The 16,326-nt window shown below is 62.9% G+C and carries 18 protein-coding genes and 1 tRNA gene; 8 read left to right on the top strand and 11 right to left on the bottom strand.

Going from position 1 to position 16,326, the window contains the following annotated elements; genetic code table 11:
- The first annotated feature begins 65 nt into the window (after nucleotides 1-65).
- From RBB31_RS13840 to RBB31_RS13820, 5 genes are all read left to right on the top strand, one after another.
- Entirely contained in the window at nucleotides 66-971 is a 906-nt protein-coding gene (locus RBB31_RS13840; RefSeq protein WP_306129888.1) for an SPOR domain-containing protein, read from the top strand.
- The gene (nagZ, locus tag RBB31_RS13835; protein ID WP_306129887.1) at nucleotides 968-1,975 is read left to right on the top strand and encodes a beta-N-acetylhexosaminidase; all 1,008 of its coding nucleotides are present in this window, start codon (nucleotides 968-970) and stop codon (nucleotides 1,973-1,975) included. The genes RBB31_RS13840 and nagZ overlap by 4 nt, the downstream gene beginning before the upstream one ends.
- Nucleotides 1,968-2,756 (top strand): ScpA family protein, encoded by a 789-nt coding sequence (locus RBB31_RS13830; protein ID WP_306129886.1) that lies wholly within the window; start codon nucleotides 1,968-1,970, stop codon nucleotides 2,754-2,756. The genes nagZ and RBB31_RS13830 overlap by 8 nt, the downstream gene beginning before the upstream one ends.
- 5 nt (nucleotides 2,757-2,761) lie before the next feature.
- Nucleotides 2,762-3,433 carry an SMC-Scp complex subunit ScpB gene (scpB, locus tag RBB31_RS13825; RefSeq protein WP_306129885.1) on the top strand — a complete coding sequence of 224 codons (672 nt, stop codon included), beginning with the start codon at nucleotides 2,762-2,764 and terminating at the stop codon, nucleotides 3,431-3,433.
- An 84-nt stretch (nucleotides 3,434-3,517) separates the two neighbouring features.
- Complete coding sequence (locus tag RBB31_RS13820) at nucleotides 3,518-3,736, top strand: hypothetical protein (RefSeq protein WP_306129884.1); 219 nt, start codon at nucleotides 3,518-3,520, stop codon at nucleotides 3,734-3,736.
- Here RBB31_RS13820 and RBB31_RS13815 read toward each other — a convergent pair.
- The 8 genes from RBB31_RS13815 to RBB31_RS13780 form a co-directional block, all read right to left on the bottom strand.
- Nucleotides 3,733-4,809: a 2'-deoxycytidine 5'-triphosphate deaminase gene (locus RBB31_RS13815; RefSeq protein ID WP_306129883.1), complete on the bottom strand. Its 1,077-nt coding sequence runs from the start codon at nucleotides 4,807-4,809 to the stop codon at nucleotides 3,733-3,735. The two genes, RBB31_RS13820 and RBB31_RS13815, sit on opposite strands and share 4 nt — an antisense overlap.
- A gap of 79 nt (nucleotides 4,810-4,888) precedes the next feature.
- A tRNA-Pro gene (locus RBB31_RS13810) sits at nucleotides 4,889-4,965 on the bottom strand.
- Nucleotides 4,966-5,027: 62 nt separating this feature from the next.
- Entirely contained in the window at nucleotides 5,028-6,026 is a 999-nt protein-coding gene (locus RBB31_RS13805; protein WP_306129882.1) for a MerR family transcriptional regulator, read from the bottom strand.
- 10 nt (nucleotides 6,027-6,036) lie between these two features.
- Nucleotides 6,037-6,339, bottom strand: a complete 303-nt coding sequence (gene ihfA / locus RBB31_RS13800) for an integration host factor subunit alpha (RefSeq protein ID WP_057789467.1) — start codon at nucleotides 6,337-6,339, stop codon at nucleotides 6,037-6,039.
- 112 nt (nucleotides 6,340-6,451) lie between these two features.
- Nucleotides 6,452-7,426 (bottom strand): beta-ketoacyl-ACP synthase III, encoded by a 975-nt coding sequence (locus tag RBB31_RS13795; RefSeq protein WP_306129881.1) that lies wholly within the window; start codon nucleotides 7,424-7,426, stop codon nucleotides 6,452-6,454.
- The gene (gene plsX / locus RBB31_RS13790; protein ID WP_306129880.1) at nucleotides 7,423-8,523 is read right to left on the bottom strand and encodes a phosphate acyltransferase PlsX; all 1,101 of its coding nucleotides are present in this window, start codon (nucleotides 8,521-8,523) and stop codon (nucleotides 7,423-7,425) included. The genes RBB31_RS13795 and plsX overlap by 4 nt, the downstream gene beginning before the upstream one ends.
- Before the next feature lie 25 nt (nucleotides 8,524-8,548).
- Complete coding sequence (gene rpmF / locus RBB31_RS13785) at nucleotides 8,549-8,755, bottom strand: 50S ribosomal protein L32 (RefSeq protein WP_306129879.1); 207 nt, start codon at nucleotides 8,753-8,755, stop codon at nucleotides 8,549-8,551.
- A gap of 151 nt (nucleotides 8,756-8,906) precedes the next feature.
- Nucleotides 8,907-9,461: a DUF177 domain-containing protein gene (locus RBB31_RS13780; RefSeq protein ID WP_306129878.1), complete on the bottom strand. Its 555-nt coding sequence runs from the start codon at nucleotides 9,459-9,461 to the stop codon at nucleotides 8,907-8,909.
- A 97-nt stretch (nucleotides 9,462-9,558) separates the two neighbouring features.
- On the opposite strand from RBB31_RS13780, the gene RBB31_RS13775 reads away from it, so the two are divergent.
- The 3 genes from RBB31_RS13775 (at nucleotide 9,559) to RBB31_RS13765 (ending at nucleotide 12,711) form a co-directional block, all read left to right on the top strand.
- Nucleotides 9,559-10,005: an outer membrane protein assembly factor BamE gene (locus RBB31_RS13775; RefSeq protein WP_306129877.1), complete on the top strand. Its 447-nt coding sequence runs from the start codon at nucleotides 9,559-9,561 to the stop codon at nucleotides 10,003-10,005.
- 89 nt (nucleotides 10,006-10,094) lie between these two features.
- The gene (locus tag RBB31_RS13770; RefSeq protein ID WP_306129876.1) at nucleotides 10,095-10,832 is read left to right on the top strand and encodes a GNAT family N-acetyltransferase; all 738 of its coding nucleotides are present in this window, start codon (nucleotides 10,095-10,097) and stop codon (nucleotides 10,830-10,832) included.
- Between the two features lie 46 nt (nucleotides 10,833-10,878).
- Entirely contained in the window at nucleotides 10,879-12,711 is a 1,833-nt protein-coding gene (locus tag RBB31_RS13765; RefSeq protein WP_306129875.1) for an ABC-F family ATP-binding cassette domain-containing protein, read from the top strand.
- A 7-nt stretch (nucleotides 12,712-12,718) separates the two neighbouring features.
- On the opposite strand, the gene RBB31_RS13760 is transcribed toward RBB31_RS13765, so the two are convergent.
- The 3 genes from RBB31_RS13760 to RBB31_RS13750 all read right to left on the bottom strand — a co-directional run bounded on the left by RBB31_RS13760 (nucleotide 12,719) and on the right by RBB31_RS13750 (nucleotide 16,258).
- Complete coding sequence (locus tag RBB31_RS13760) at nucleotides 12,719-14,599, bottom strand: nucleoside-diphosphate sugar epimerase/dehydratase (protein WP_306129874.1); 1,881 nt, start codon at nucleotides 14,597-14,599, stop codon at nucleotides 12,719-12,721.
- 196 nt (nucleotides 14,600-14,795) lie between these two features.
- Nucleotides 14,796-15,410 (bottom strand): sugar transferase, encoded by a 615-nt coding sequence (locus tag RBB31_RS13755; RefSeq protein WP_306129873.1) that lies wholly within the window; start codon nucleotides 15,408-15,410, stop codon nucleotides 14,796-14,798.
- Complete coding sequence (locus tag RBB31_RS13750; RefSeq protein WP_306129872.1) at nucleotides 15,407-16,258, bottom strand: NAD(P)-dependent oxidoreductase; 852 nt, start codon at nucleotides 16,256-16,258, stop codon at nucleotides 15,407-15,409. Before RBB31_RS13750 ends, RBB31_RS13755 begins: the two co-directional genes overlap by 4 nt.
- Nucleotides 16,259-16,326 lie beyond the last annotated feature (68 nt).

Genomic DNA, 16,326 nt, shown 5'->3' with positions numbered 1-16,326 from the left:
AGATACATGGTGCCCCCCATCAGGCGGGGGCTGTTCGGCAGATATCAGTTCAGAAACTCACGAACATGGCCGGAGCGGCAATATCTCTGGCCCTCGTGATCGGGATCGGGGTCTGGGGCTACAAGATCCTTGTCCGCGATGTCAGCGGCGTGCCGGTGGTCCGCGCCGCCGAAGGTCCGATGCGCATTCAGCCCGAAAATCCCGGCGGCTCCACGGCTGAAAATCAGGGGCTTGCCGTCAACGACGTGGCCGCCGACGGCTCGGCTGCACAGCCCGCCGACCGGCTGGTGCTTGCGCCCGAACCTCTGGCCCTCAGCCTCGAGGATACGCCACAAGCAGAGGTGCAGCTCGCCGCCACGCAAACCGAAACCGAAGCGGTGACCGAGGAGATCACGCCAAGCGCGGAATCCCAGGACGCGGTCGAAACTGATGAAGACGCGGCCACGCTGGCGGCGCTTACTACACTGGCCGACGAATTGTCCGAGGGGGTCGAACCTCTCACCCCCGTCGCTCCCGCCGAGACCGAGACCGAAGACACAGCCGGCACGTCAGACGCGGAGTCCGATGCAGAGGAATCCGAAACTACGCAGGTGACCGAAGGGATCGGGCGCTCGCTTCGTCCCAAGGCCCGTCCCGCGCAAGTCAATACGGTCGAGGACGCCGTTGCCGCCAGCGTCGCCGCGCAGGCCGTCCCGCAGATCGACCCCGAAACCATCCCCGCCGGAACCCGCATGGCCCAGCTTGGCGCGTTCGAAAGCGCCGCCGTGGCGGAGCAGGAGTGGGGCAAGCTGTCGGACAAGTTCGCGGAATATCTCGACGACAAGCAACGCGTCATCCAGAAAGCGCAAAGCGGCGGCCGCACCTTTTATCGCCTGCGCGCCATGGGTTTTGGCGACCTCAGTGATGCACGTCGCTTCTGCTCTGCCCTAGTGGCCGAAAAGGCCGACTGCATCCCGGTGGTGACACGGTGAGCACGCTTGGCGCCACGATCCTTGGCGTGGCCGGCACGGAACTGACCCCGGACGAGACCGCGCTCATTCGTGCGTCCCGCCCCTTCGGGTTCATCCTCTTTGCCCGCAATATCGACACGCCAGATCAGGTTCGCGCGCTCTGCGACAGCTTGCGCCTCGCGGCCAATCACCACGCCAGCATCCTGATCGATCAGGAAGGCGGACGCGTCCAGCGTCTGCGCGGCCCCGTATGGCGGGAATGGCTTCCGCCTCTGGAACAGGTCCAACTGGCCGGCCCGCATGCCGAACAGGCGATGTACGCCCGTTACCGCATTATCGCGCATGAACTGCACGAGTTGGGCATCGATGCCAACTGTGCCCCGCTGGTGGACGTCGCCGGGCGCGAGACACATCCGTTTCTCAAGAACCGCTGTTATGGGCAGGATCCCGATACGGTGGCGAAAGTAGGCCGCGCCGTGGCCAACGCGCACCTGGACGGAGGCGTATTGCCGGTGGTCAAGCACATCCCTGGTCACGGCCGCGCCGTCGTGGACAGTCATTTCGACCTGCCTGTCGTCGATACTGACATCGACACGCTCACCGCGACCGACTTCCGGCCTTTCGCTGCGCTCAATGACTTGCCGATGGGCATGACCGCGCATCTCGTCTACGAGGCTTGCGATGCGCTGCCCGCCACGACGTCGCCCCGGATGATGCAACTCATCCGTGATCGGATCGGCTTTGACGGTCTGATCATGACCGACGACATATCCATGAAAGCTCTCAAGGGCGATCTTGCCACGCTGTCGCGTCAGTCGCTCGACGCCGGCTGCGACGTGATCCTGCATTGCAACGGCACTTTCGACGAAATGAAGGCGGTTACGGAGGCCTCCGGCGTTTTGTCCGGGACTGCCCTTCGGCGCGCCAAGGCCGCCCTTGCTGCGCGGAAAAGCCCAACAAAGGTTGACATTCCCGCGCTGGAGGCAAAGCTTGCCGGACTGCTGCACGGTCGGGGCAATGTCTGAAGATACATTCGAGGAAATGGGACAGATAGAAAGCGTGAGCGACCGCATGGCGGCCGAGGCGCTGATCGTCGACGTGGACGGCTACGAGGGGCCGCTTGACCTGCTGCTGACGCTCAGCCGCACGCAAAAGGTCGACCTGCGCAAGATCTCCGTCCTGCAGTTGGCCGAACAATACCTTGCCTTCGTTGAACGCGCCAAGGCGCTGCGCCTCGAACTTGCGGCTGATTACCTCGTCATGGCCGCCTGGCTGGCTTTCCTCAAATCCCGCCTCCTGCTGCCGCCCGACCCGGCGGAAGAGGGCCCCTCGGGCGAGGAGCTTGCCGCGCATCTCGCCTTCCAGCTTGAGCGCCTGCAAGCCATGCGCGAGGCCTCCGCCCGGCTGATGGGCCGCGACCAGCTTGGTCGCGATTTCTTCGCCCGCGGCCTGCCCGAAGACGTGACGCGCATTCGCCGCGTGCAATACACGGCCACGCTGCTGGACCTGATGCAGGGCTATGCCCGCATCCGCACCAAGGACGAATTTCGTCCCTACGCATTCGACCGCGAGGCGCTCTTTACCTTGGAACAGGCGCTGGAACGGATGCGCGGCCTGATCGGCTTTGCCGGCACATGGACCGACATCGCCTCCTACCTGCCCGACGGCTTTACTGCCGATCCGGCGCGCCGACGCTCGGCCACCGCGTCGACCTTCGCCGCCGCGCTGGAACTGACCAAGGAGGGCAAGGTTGAACTGCGCCAGTCCGAGGTTTTCGCGCCGCTGGAATTGCGGCGTAAAGGATAGAGCCCATGTCGGACGACACCGAACACCCCGCGCCGCAGGAGGAAAGCCTGTTCGAGGCTCCGCCCATGGCCGAACAGGAGCGGATGTGCGAGGCGATCCTCTTCGCCACCTCAGAGCCTGTCTCGGCCAGGGAAATCGAGGCGCGGATGCCCCATGGCTGCGACGCCGCCGAGGCACTGGTGCACTTGCGCAAACGCTACGAGGGGCGGGGCGTGCATCTGGTCAAAGTCGGCGATGCCTGGGCCATGCGCACGGCACCCGACCTCGGATTTCTGATGCAAAAGGAAACCGTCGAGACCCGCAAGCTCAGCCGCGCCGCGATCGAAACCCTGGCCATCATCGCCTATCACCAACCCGTCACCCGCGCCGAGATCGAGGAAATCCGCGGCGTCAGTGTCAGCCGCGGCACGGTTGACCAGTTGCTGGAAATGGAGTGGATCCGCTTCGGACGCCGCAAGATGACGCCGGGCCGCCCTGTGACCTTTGTGGTCACGCCGCATTTCCTCGACCATTTCGGTCTGGAAAACGCCCGCGATCTGCCGGGGCTCAAGGAATTGCGCGCCGCGGGTCTCCTGGAGAACCGACCACCGCCCGGTGACATGCCGCAGATGGGCGAGGGAGACGAGGACCTGGACGAACAGACCGGGGAAGGCCAGAGCGAGCTATTCGAGGATTAAATCCCGATAATTCTGCGAAAGCGCCCTGAAAAATTCAAGTTTCCGTGTTACATACTTGGAAACGCACAGGTCGAGGAGGGCGCAATGAACGCCAACCGTATCGTAAGCATGATCATCCGCATGGTGATGAACCGCCTGATCCGCACGGGCGTGAACGCCGGTATCGACAAGATGTCGAAACGCGGCAAGAAACCCGCCGATGGCAAGGGCGCGCCAAATCCGCAGCACAAGCGGCAGACGGCCGAAACGCAAAAGCGCATGCGCCAGTCGATGCGCGTCGCGCGCAAGATCGGAAAGTTCTAGGTCGCGCGGAAATGCTTTGACAGCTTGAGCCCCTGACCCTGGTAGTTCGACGCGATGCCAGCGCCGTAAAGCTGCTCGGGCACCTCGTCCATCTGCTCATAGACCAGCCGCCCTACAATCTGCCCGTGTTCCAGCACGAATGGCGCCTCGTGACAGCGCACTTCGAGAACTCCGCGCGATCCCGCGCCGCCTGCAGCGTCATGGCCGAACCCGGGGTCGAAAAAACCCGCGTAATGCACCCGGAACTCGCCCACCATTGCCAGGTATGGTGCCATCTCGGCGGCATAGGCCGGCGGAATATGCACCGCCTCGCGGCTCACCAGGATATAGAACGCGCCGGGGTCCAGGATGATGCGGCCCGTGTCACTATGCACCTCTTCCCAGTAGTCGGCGGCATCATAGCCCGCGATGTTGTCCAGGTCGATCACACCTGTGTGCGGCTTCGCGCGATAACCCACCAGCGTGCCCGCCTCAGGCTTCAGGTCGACCGAAAATCCCAGCCCGTCGCTGATAACCGGCGGGCCGTTCACCAGCGGGCTTTCAACGTGCAATGCGCTCAGCGCGGCATCGTTCAGAACTGCCTGGCCCGCACGGAACCTGATCTGGTTCAGCCGCATGCCCGGCCGCACGAGCACCGAAAAGGACCGTGGACAGATCTCGGCATAAAGCGGCCCGGTATAGCCCGCCGGGATACGGTCGAACTCCTCGCCGCCATCGGTAATCGTGCGCGTCAGAAGATCCAACCGCCCGGTCGAGGATTTGGCATTTGCCACCGCATGAACATCCGAGGGCAGGTCCAGCCGCTCCATCAACGGCACGACATAGACACAGCCCTTCTCCAGCACCGCGCCGTCCGACAGGTCGATCCGGTGCATCTCGAATTCTTTCAACCGGTCCTCGACCTTCGCACCGGTTCCGGCAAGGAACGACGCCCGGACCCGGTACGCCGTCGTGCCAAGCCTCAAATCCAGCGACGCGGGCTGTACCTGTTCGTCGGTGATCGCCGGCTGTGCCGAAAGGCGCCCATCCAGGATCATCGCCTTCAGTTGCTGGCTGGCCAGAACGCCGGTCATTCGATCCCCCCCGCACGCGCCAGCGCGGCAATTGCAGTGCCCCGGGGCGCGGATAAAAGGCCCTTGGTACGCGAAGAATTGGTCGGGCTAGCAGGACTCGAACCTGCGACCTTCCGTCCCCCAGACGGACGCGCTACCAGGCTGCGCCATAGCCCGACGTCTGGCCGTTCATACTGGTTTTCGCGCCAAGGACAAGGGGGAAATTCCAGATTCACGCGCTACTCTCTGGGGGCGGAACCCGTCGTCGCGCGCAATCGCGACAGCAGGCTTTCCAGACCGGCAATCGTGTCGGGTGTCAACGGTCTGCGCACCCGCGCCAGCATGGATAGCACACCCGGTTCGGCGGCAATTCCGTCATCCGGGTCATCGGGCAAATCAACCTCGATCGGTTCCGGCACGGCTGGCCCGGCGCCTGCAGGCTCCGGGTCGGTGGCCGGGGCGTCGTCTCCTGTTGCGCGAGCCGAAGGTGTATCAGGCGTGGCGTTCCTCCGTTGCAGAAAACTCGGCAGCGGCGGGGAGTCTTCTTCCTGCTGCTCGGGCTCTGCTTCTTGCTCCGGCCCGGACTCGGCTTCGGCATTGCGCCGGCTGAAGGTCGGCGGGATATCCGCGTCCACGCTGTCCAGCGGCCCGGATGACGGGGTCGGAGGCTGGGAAACAGGATCCGGCCGCGGCGGCAAACTTGACGCCACAGGGGCAGGCTCGGGCGCGGCACTTGGCGTAAGCGGCGCCGGATCCGGCGCGGCGCTTGGGGAATGCGGTGGCGGGGGTGCGTCCGGCTCAGCCCGAGCCGGTTCGGACCCGGCGGGGGGGGAAACGGCAGGCGGGACAGGGCGCGGTACCTCGTCCGTCGAAACTGGCTTGGTTTCGGGCGCGTTGGCGTCCGCCCGATCCGCTGATGGTGTATCTTCGACGTGATCTATGACGACGTCATCCGCCGCATCTCCCAATGGCTGGGAAAAGTCCGAGACATATCCCACGCCCTGTTCCCGCAGCATCTTTTGCACGCCCTTGATGGTCATCCCATCGTCATGCAGCAGCTTCTTGATCCCGCCCAACAGCTTCATGTCCGCGGGCCGGTAGTACCGCCGCCCACCGGCGCGCTTCACCGGCTTCACCTGGCTGAACTTGCTTTCCCAGAATCGCAGCACATGCGCCGGGGTTTCAAGCCAGTCGGCGACCTCGCTGATGGTCCGGAACGCGTCGGCGGATTTGGCCATCGGCTGGTTCTCAGGCCTTGTTGCCGGCCGCCACCCGGTCTTTCATCAGGTGCGACGGACGAAATGTGAGAACACGCCGTGGATTGATCGGGACCTCTTCTCCGGTCTTGGGATTGCGCCCGACGCGGGCCGACTTGTCACGCACCGAGAAGGTGCCGAAGGACGAGATCTTAACCTGTTCGCCCCGCACCAACGCGTCCGACATATGCTCCAGAACGCTTTCGACCAGCTGGGCGGAATCGTTGCGCGACAGACCTACTTCGCGAAACACCGCTTCGCTCAGGTCCATCCGTGTCACCGTGTCATTTGTCATCACATCCCCTTTGCCGTTTGCAGAGAACTTTAGGGGTGAAGAATTTTCCGAGTCAATGTCAATGACTTGGGAGGTACAGTTTAAGCGGAAAAATCGCGCTTTGTTCCGGCAGTTACCAGCGCAGGACCACTGCACCCCAGGCAAGGCCGCCACCGATCGCCTCTGAAACGATCACGTCGCCGCGCTTGATCTTGCCCTCTGCCACGCCCACTGAAAGCGCCAACGGGATCGATGCAGCCGACGTATTGCCGTGGTCCTGCACCGTCACGACGACCCTGTCCATGGAGATTCCAAGCTTCTTCGCAGTGCCTTGGATGATCCGGATATTAGCCTGATGTGGCACGATCCAGTCGACATCGTCATCGCTCAGCGCGGCCTTCTCAAGAGCGGCCTCGGCGGTGGTGGTCAGCTTTTCGACGGCCTGCCTGAACAGCAGGTTGCCCTGCATCTTCAGCTTGCCCGAGGTGCCGGTCGACGACACGCCCCCGTCGACATACAGCATGTCGAGGTAGCGCCCATCCGAATTGAGGTCGGTCGAAAGGATGCCACGGTCCTGCGATGAGCCCTCGGCCTCGGAGGCACTCAGCACCACCGCGCCAGCGCCATCACCGAACAGAACGCAGGTGGAGCGGTCGGTCCAATCCATGATCCGGCTGAACGTTTCGGCCCCGATCACCAGCAAGCGCTTGGCCTGGCCTGACACGATCAGCGCGTTGGCATTTGCCAGGGCATAGATGAACCCGGCACAGACCGCCTGCACGTCAAAGCCGAAGCCGCGTGTCATGCCCAGTTGGTTCTGGATCATGGTGGCGACCGAGGGGAAGGTCAGGTCAGGGGTCGAGGTGGCCACGAGAATTCCGTCTATATCGTCCGGCCCTACGCCCGCATTGGCCATCGCCGCAAGCGCGGCGCGAGTGCCAAGATCGGACGTGGTCTGGTCCTCGGCGACGAAATGGCGGCGTTCTATTCCTGACCGACTCCTGATCCATTCGTCGGACGTGTCTAGAAACGTCTCGAAATGAGAATTCGGCACCACTCGTTCAGGAAGGTAGTGACCGACACCGTCGACAACGGCGCGAATCGTCATGCCTGTTCACCGTTATTGTCGGGTTCTTTGTCGGCATCCTGTTCAAGCATCGTTGCGGATGCAACCCGTGCCGCCAGTTTTTCGGTAAAGCCGGTATCGGCCAGCTCGAAAGCCAGCTTGACGGCGGCGGAAATCCCCGTCGCATCGGCGGATCCGTGCGACTTCACGACTGTTCCGTTGAGGCCCAGGAAGACACCACCATTGGCCCGGCTCGGGTCGATCCGCTTGCCCATCCGCCGCAGCGAGGTCAGCGCCAGGATCGAGGCGAGCCGCGACAGCGGCGTGTGCGCAAAGGCTTCCTTGAGCAATTCGCGAATAAGCTTGGCCGTGCCTTCGCCGGTCTTCAGCGCCACGTTGCCGGTGAACCCGTCGGTTACGATCACGTCGCAGACAGTGCCGGGCAGGTCGCGCCCCTCGACGAACCCCACGAATTCGAAATCGCCGTTGCGCGCGTTGCCCTCGATCAGGTCATATGCCTCCCGCAGCTCGGCCCGGCCCTTGTGCTCTTCCGTGCCCACGTTCAAGAGTCCGACGCGCGGTCGCTCCAGCCCAAACCCGTTGCGTGCATAAGACGTGCCCATCAGCGCATATTGCATCAGGTCCTTGGCATCCGCCCGGATATCCGCGCCGCCATCCAGCATGATGTTGTGCCGCTGCGGGTTCTGCGAGGGCCACAGAACCGCAATGGCGGGGCGATAAATCCCCGGCAGCTTGCGCAGGCGAATGACCGACATCAGCATCAGCGCGCCGGTATTGCCGCAGGAGACGCAGACGCTGGCCTCGCCGTTGCGCACCGATTCAAGCGCCGACCACATCGAGGTATCCTTGCCCTGCCGCAGCGCCTGGCTCGGCTTGTCCTCCATTTCGACGACATCGCCGGCATTGCGGATCTCGCAGCGCCCGACCAAATGCTTGCGTTTGGCCACCAGTGGTTTCAGCACATCCTCGGGTCCGTGCAGGATGAACCCGATCCGGTCATTTTTCTTTGCAGACAAGGAAATCCCGGCAACGACGGTTGCCGGGCCAAGATCGCCACCCATGGCGTCTACGGAGATAAGGATGCGCCCGCTGGTCTTGCTGTCGGCCGATGCCGTCATTGGACGCGTCCCTTGATGCCGCCGCTTAGGCTGCGTCTTCGTCCAGGTCGACCTCGTCATCCAGCGCGATGACTTCGCGATCCGCGTAGTGACCGCAGGCGACGCACACGTGATGCGGGCGCTTCAGTTCACCGCAGTTAGGGCACTCGTTCGAGTTCGCACCCTCCAGCGAGTCATGCGCCCGGCGATTGTTGCGGCGCGATTTCGATACTTTGTTCTGTTGGACGGCCATGTCACAACCTCAAATCTTGTGGGCCTTTCGGCCCGGTTTCATACGCTGACGCGGCTCTTAATCCCTCGAGAGCCCGGCGTGCAACCCTAAATCCGGTGAGAGCGCGAAAATACAAGGAAATCGCTTGCTGTCCAGCGATTCTTTCGTGGTCTCAGTCGTCGTCTTTCAGCTGCTCCTTGAGCTTTGCAAGCGCCGCGAACGGCTTGGCATCCGCGTCCGTCAGCGGGGTCACGCCGGGGGGCGCGTAGCGCGCGGTTCCCAACTCCTGCCCAGTGCTGCGCGGGTAGGGGGGCAGCGCCAGCGCAATGGCCTCCTGCATCATTTCGCCCAAATCGATTCGGTCGGTCAGCGGATCGATCGTCTCGTCCTCGGGCATCTCGACCTCTTCCTGCTCGGTGTCGACCCCGGGCCAATCTCTGCGGAACTTACGGATGACCGGTTCCTCGATCCGGGTGGTCACCGGGTCCAGCGTTACTACGCACGACTGCACCACAGTCGCTCCAAGCCGGGCCTCCAGCCGCCAGTTCTCACCGTCGTCGGGGTGCATCGCGCCCTCGAACACGGCTTTCTTCAGCGCAAGGATGCCAAGGTCGTCGGCCATGCGTGCCATGGTCGGCGCATCGGGCGCGATCCGGAACGGGTGCGGGCGGTTCATCGCCATCTGTGCCAGATGCAGCACGTTCGTATTTTCTGTCTTCTCGGTCATGAGCGTATGACCTATCCTTTCTTGAACCTTACCGCTACCTTGTTGTATCGGATTAAAAGGGCAATGGGGACCCGTTCAAGAGGCCAAGAGGGGTTGCATGAAAATCTGGTTTGCCAAACTGGGGGGCGTCATGTGCCTGGCCGCGGCGCTCACAGCCTGTACGCCGACCTATCGCAACCACGGGTATTTCCCGCTTCAGGAAGATCTAAACAACCTTCAGGTGGGCGTGGATACCCGCGAAACCGTTGACGACGTGGTTGGCCCGCCGTCCTCGGCCGGGATGCTGAGCGGGGGCGACTACTATTACGTGCGCAGCCGGTTCAAGGAAGTGGGCATGTACCGCCCCGAGGTGATCGAGCGTCAGGTCTTGGCGATCAGCTTTGCCCCGAACGACACCATCGCCAATATCGAGACATTCTCGCTGGCCGACGGCAACATCGTGCCGCTGACCCGCCGCGTGACCGATTCTTCGGTGGTCGGCGGCGGCTTCCTGCGTCAGCTTCTTGGCAATTTCGGCAATGTCGATCCGGGCGAGTTCTTCTGACCTTTCGGCGTCATTCGACTGTCACATGCTTCATGATAAGCGGTTCGCACATATATACCCTTTAGGCGACCGTCACAGATGAGGCTGACATGTTGAGCAAGGGACGCTACCTGACGAGGACTGCCGAAAATGCAGCCGATATCGAGGCGGCGCAGCGGTTGCGCCAACTTGCCTTCAAGGGCGCCGAGCCAAGCGGAACACTCGATCAGGATAGCTTTGACGACATTTGCACCCATATTCTCGTCGAGGACACATCGGACGACCGGCTGATCTGCTGTTTCCGGATGCTGCCGCTCAACGGCGGTGACGAGATCGAGCGCAGCTACTCTGCCCAGTTCTACGAGCTCTCTGCCCTTCGCGCCTTTCCCGGCCGCATGGTCGAGATGGGTCGCTTCTGCATCCATCCCGAGGCCCGCGACCCCGATATCCTGCGCGTGGCCTGGGCCGCGATGACGCGTTACGTCGATGAAAACGACGTCGAACTTCTTTTCGGCTGTTCTTCCTTCAAGGGCACCGATGCCGACACGTACCTCGATGCCTTCGCCATGCTCAAGGATCGTCACCTTGCGCCGCGCCGCTGGTTGCCGCGGGTCAAGGCGCCTTCGGTCTTTCGCTTCGCCCAGGCCCTGCGCCTTCGCAAGCCCGACGCCAAGCAGGCGATGTCGCGGATGCCGCCGCTCTTGCGCACCTACCTAGTGATGGGTGGCTGGGTCAGCGATCATGCGGTGGTGGACCGGCAGATGAACACCCTGCACGTTTTCACCGGGCTCGAGATCAACTCGATCCCGGCCTCGCGCAAGCGCCTGCTGCGGGCGGTTGCGGGCTAGCGCGTCGGCGCTTGACGGGCTTCTTCGCGCGGGATAGCGCTGCGCCATGGCGCGTGCACCTCTTCTTCAACTTTCGGATATCTCCCTGACCTTCGGCGGTGCGCCGATCTTCGAGGACCTGTCGCTAGTGGTCCAGCCCGGCGACCGCGTGGCGCTGGTGGGGCGCAACGGGTCGGGCAAATCGACCCTGATGAAAGTCATTGCCGGCCTCGTCGAGCCCGACCGCGGCTCTCGCGTCCTGCACCCCGACGCGTCTGTCGGCTACATGGAGCAGGAACCGGACATGACCGGCTTCGACACCCTCGGGGCCTTCGCCGCGAACGGGCTGGACGTGGCCGAACACTACCGGATCGAAATGGCCGCCGAGGGCCTCAAGTTCGATCCCGACCGTCCCGTGGCCACCGCCTCGGGCGGCGAGCGCCGCCGCGCCGCGCTGGCCAAATTGATGGCGCAGGCGCCCGATCTCATGCTGCTGGACGAGCCCACCAACCACCTCGACATCGAGGCGATCGGCTGGCTCGAACAGCAACTTCGCGAGACCCGCGCGGCTTTCATCCTCATTTCTCACGACCGCGCTTTCCTGCGCACGCTCACCCGCGCCACCCTCTGGATCGACCGCGGCGCCACCCGGCGGCAGGAAAAAGGGTTCGAGGATTTCGAATCCTGGCGCGACAAGGTCTGGGAGGAAGAGGACCAGGCCCGCCACAAGCTCAACCGCAAGATCGCCGAAGAGGCCCGCTGGGCGGTCGAGGGTATCTCGGCCCGGCGCAAGCGCAACCAGGGGCGCGTGCGCAACCTTCAGGCGCTTCGGGCCGAGCGCGCCTCGCAAATCAAGCGGGAGGGCACCGCCGCCATGGCACTGTCCAGCGGGCCGCAATCGGGGCGCAAGGTGATCGAGGCGCTTAGCGTTTCCAAGAGCTTCGAGGGCGCGCCAATCGTGCGCGACTTCTCCCTCACCATCCAGCGCAAGGACCGCGTGGCTTTCATCGGTCCCAATGGCGTGGGCAAGACGACGCTGCTGAAACTCCTGATGAAAGCGCTTGAGCCCGACACGGGCGAGGTGCGCCACGGCACCAACCTCGTGCCCGTCATCTTCGACCAGGCCCGGGCCCAGCTCGACCCCGACATGACGCTCTGGGACAGCCTGACCGGCGATCCCGAAATGCGCGTCTCGGGGCAGGCCGACCAGGTCATGGTGCGCGGTACACCGCGCCACGTGGTGGGCTATCTCAAGGACTTTCTCTTCGACGAACGCCAGGTTCGTGCGCCGGTACGATCGCTATCGGGGGGCGAGAAGGCCCGTCTCCTGCTGGCCAAGCTGATGGCGCGGGACAGCAATCTTCTTGTGCTGGACGAGCCGACCAACGATCTCGATATCGAAACGCTGGACCTGCTTCAGGAACTGCTAGACGATTACGAGGGCACCGTCCTTCTGGTCAGCCACGACCGTGATTTTCTCGACCGTGTCGCCACCACCACCATCGCCATGGAAGGGCGCGGGCGGCACACCGTCTATGCCGGTGGCTGGACCGATTACATGGCGCAACGCGCCACGCCCGACGCCCTCGCTGATCGCAAGTCCGTCAAATCGTCAGGCGGCGTTGGCCCGCGTACAAAACCGTCCGAACCGGCAAGCCCCCGCAAGCCCAAACTCAGTTTCAAGGATCAGCACCGGCTCGACACGCTCCCAGGTGAGATCGCGCGCCTCGAAGCCGAGATCGGCAAGCTCGAGGAGTTGCTGTCCGACCCCGACCTCTTCACCCGCGAGCCTACCAAATTCGCAAAGGCCTCCGAGGGGCTCAGCAAGCGGCAGGCCGCGCTGGAAAAGGCCGAAGAGGAATGGCTGACACTGGCTGAAAAGGCAGAGAGCGCCGGCTAGAAACGAGTCATTCGTTGACAGACTTTCCGCCCACCGTCATGTCGCTCTTTTCCATCCACTGCTGCAACGTGGCCTGCATCTGTTCCACGTTTCGGGTTTCGATGGCCTGCCGCAGCGATTGCAGCGCGTTCGCCATCTCGATTTCCGACAGGTGTTTCTCCTGCGCCCGCAGGATCTTGGGATGCGGTGTGGTCAGCATGTCCGATCCGATCAGCAATTCCTCGTGCAGCTTCTCGCCCGGGCGCAAACCGGTCACTTCGATCTCGATATCGCCGCCGGGATTCTCGGCGTCACGCACGGTGTGACCGGCATTCTCGATCATCCGCCGGGCCAGTTCGTGGATGGGTACGGGCTTGCCCATGTCCAGAACGAACACATCGCCGCCCCGTGCGAACGAGCCGGTCAGAAGGACCAGGCGCACCGCCTCGGCAATGGTCATGAAATATCGCGTCACGTCCTGGTGGGTCAGCGTGACGGGTCCGCCCCGCGCGATCTGTTCCTGGAACAGCGGTATGACCGATCCCGAAGAGCCCAGAACGTTACCGAAGCGTACCATGGAAAAGCGTGTCGTGCTCGACCGTGTCGCCAGGTCCTGCACCGCCAGTTCGGCAAACCGTTTCGAGGCGCCCATGATCGACGACGGGCGCACCGCCTTGTCCGTCGATACCAGGATGAACCGTTCGACGCCATGCCGCATCGCCACGCTGGCCACGGTCCGCGTGCCGAAGACGTTGTTGCGGATGCCTTCCAACGCGTTCTGCTCCACCAGCGGCACGTGCTTGTAGGCCGCGGCGTGCAGCACGATGTCGATCTTGTGCGACCGCATGACATCGGCCATGTGATTTTCTTCGGTTACACTGCCCAGTACTGCGATCAGCGTCGCCTCGGGCAAAATGGCGCTAAGCTCGCGATGCGTTTCGAACAGCGCCAACTCGCAGTGATCCAGCAGCACGAGCTTGGCAGGCTGACACGAAAGAAGCTGCCGCGAAAGTTCCGAGCCGATGGAGCCGCCGGCGCCTGTGATCAGGATATTACGGTGGCGATAGGTGTCGAACACGCCTGGCAGATCGTCCTCAAAGCCAGCCCGCCCCAGCAGGGTGTTTACGTCGATCGGACGTGTCTCGGCCAGGCTGGAGCCGGAGGTGGCGACGAGGTCCGCGAAAGACGGCATCGCATGTACTTCGCAAGAGGTGTTGGCCAGCCGCTGTATGATACTCGACTGTACCGCGCGATTGGCGCTCGGCATGGCCAGAACCACGCGTTTGACCTGATAACGCTGGATTAGATCCTCCAGGTCGGCCGGCGAATAGGTCCGCAAACCCGCGATTGTGATGCCCTGAAGCCGGAGATCGTCATCGACAAACGCAACCGGGGCCACCGCGTCGTCGACAGTCAGCGCGGTCGCGAGTTGCTGTCCGGTCTGACCAGCCCCGTAGATGATGATCGGAATCCGCGCGTTGCCACGCCGATAGACCGACAGCAGAGCCTGCCGCAGCGCCAGCCGCGACGAAATCGACAGAATGAGGAAGAGCATCCCCATAACGACGTAAAGCGGCACGGGGAAAGCCATGGTCAGAAAAACGAAAGAACTGAGTATGCCGGTGACGATCATGGCGCAGGCCACGAGTGCCGATTCCAAGACACCCTGCATCTGGTAGGCATTCAGCTTGATCTTGTGCAGTCCCTGGAACAGGATCAGCGCAACGCCCGTGAGCGTTACCACGGCGATGCTTAGCAGGAACATCCTTAAATTCGCGCCGACTGCCTCCATCCCGAGAAGCAGCACGCCGGCAACCACGTGTGACAGGGCGATCAGCAAACCGTCGATGGCTAGAAGGATTGTCTGCTTATGATGACGGGAAAGCGAAATCGCCAACTTGTACAGCATCAAATCCCGCCCCTTGCTACCGATGGTTGTAGTAACCTTAAATAACACAAACAAATCAACATACGTCACGATTCCTGGGCTTTCCAACTATACTGTTAGAACAACTTGTCGAGCCCCCTCAACTCATATCCTGCTGCGTATGCAAAACGATCGGCTCAGCCCCAAGCTAAAGCCTCAAAGTTAATGATTTATCGCTTTATCCGCGAAAAGCGAAAACCCGCCGAACCGTGGCTATTATCAGCGCCAAATCAAAGCACAAGGTCCGGTTGCGAGCCCACATGAGGTCGATCCTGGCTTTGGCGGGCACGCATCGCCGCAGGTAGACGGCGTCGGTTTCCGCCTGCGTATGGCATTGCGCCAATAACTGCTCTTCGCGCTTGTGAAACACCAGCGTGGCCAATCCTGTAACGCCTGGCCGGTTTCGCAGCACCTCGGCATAGATCTCAGGGCAAAGCCGGACGAAGCGGGGCAGGGGTGGGCGAGGCCCGACAAAACTCATATCGCCCCGCAGGATGTTCCAAAGCTGCGGAAGCTCGTCCAGCCGAACCCGCCGCAGGAAATGCCCGGTCGGCGTGATCCGGCTCGTTTTATAAGCCCCCGATACCGAGGCATCCCGATCTGCCATTGCCATCGTGCGGAATTTCCACAAGGTGAAACTCTTTCCCGGCGCCTTCATCCGCTTCGAGGGATATAGAATAGGTCGCCCGTCCCGCAACAGGATGACAAGTGCGATGATCGCAGAAGGTATTGCGAGGACGCCGGCAAGAACAAGTGCCAGAACGATATCCAACAGTCGTTTGCCCGGTGTCATGTCACTTTCTCCAGCGCGTTCAATTCGCCAATCAGCGCGGCGGCGTCGGCGTTGGTCCGAATGGCCGGCAGCAGCCTGTGCATCCGGGTGGTGTCTATCGACACTTCCTGTACCGCGCCTTCCGGGGCCGGTTGCCAGATCACGCGCTTCCCCGCCGCCCGCGCAAGGTCTTCCATCGCCACCGGCGACGGCGCCGCGATATTGAGCGCGAAGGGCAGCGTCCCGGACTCCACCCTCGCAAGCCCGCTCAGGACCCGCAACAGATCAACCGCGCCGATATAGCTGCGCACCGGTCCGCGCCCTCCGTCAAACCTGTCCAGGGTTACTGGTTTGTCGGACGCCAGCGCGCCGGCAAGGCTGTCGGCGCCTACCACGTTGGCCAGTCGCAAAATGCACTCCTTCATGCCAGCGCCAACGTTCCGCACGCGGCGCTCCATCTCCGCTTTGGCCGCGCCGTAGGGGGTGAGCGGAGCGATCGTTGCCGTTTCGGTCAGACCTGCGCCCGGCCCATAGACTGCCGCCGACGACAGATGAAAGACCGCTCGTGCCCCACATACCTGCGCCACCTGCCGCGACTGCGCGACCAGCCCGACGTTGACCGAAAGCGCCTCCGCGTCCCCCTGCGTCGCACCCCACAGGGCCACCAGGACATCACAATCGGGCAACCGCTCTACGGGCTCGCCGGGCCGCCACTGTACATCACGCCCGGCTCCGCGCGACTGGAACACAACCTCGGTGTCGGGGGCGTCATCGCGCTCCCTCGCCGCATAAAGCAACCGGCCAAGCCGCCCGCCCGCGCCCGTAATCAAAATCCGCATGATGGTCGTCCTGTTGGAGAAGCTCAGCAAGATCGCCGACTTTTTCCATTACCCCATTGTCTATCATCACGTCCATGCGATAGGAAACCGAAGCAATC

Source organism: Roseovarius sp. MMSF_3350 (genome assembly GCF_030733425.1).
Lineage (GTDB): Bacteria > Pseudomonadota > Alphaproteobacteria > Rhodobacterales > Rhodobacteraceae > Roseovarius.
This window is presented reverse-complemented; position numbering and strand designations above follow the sequence as displayed.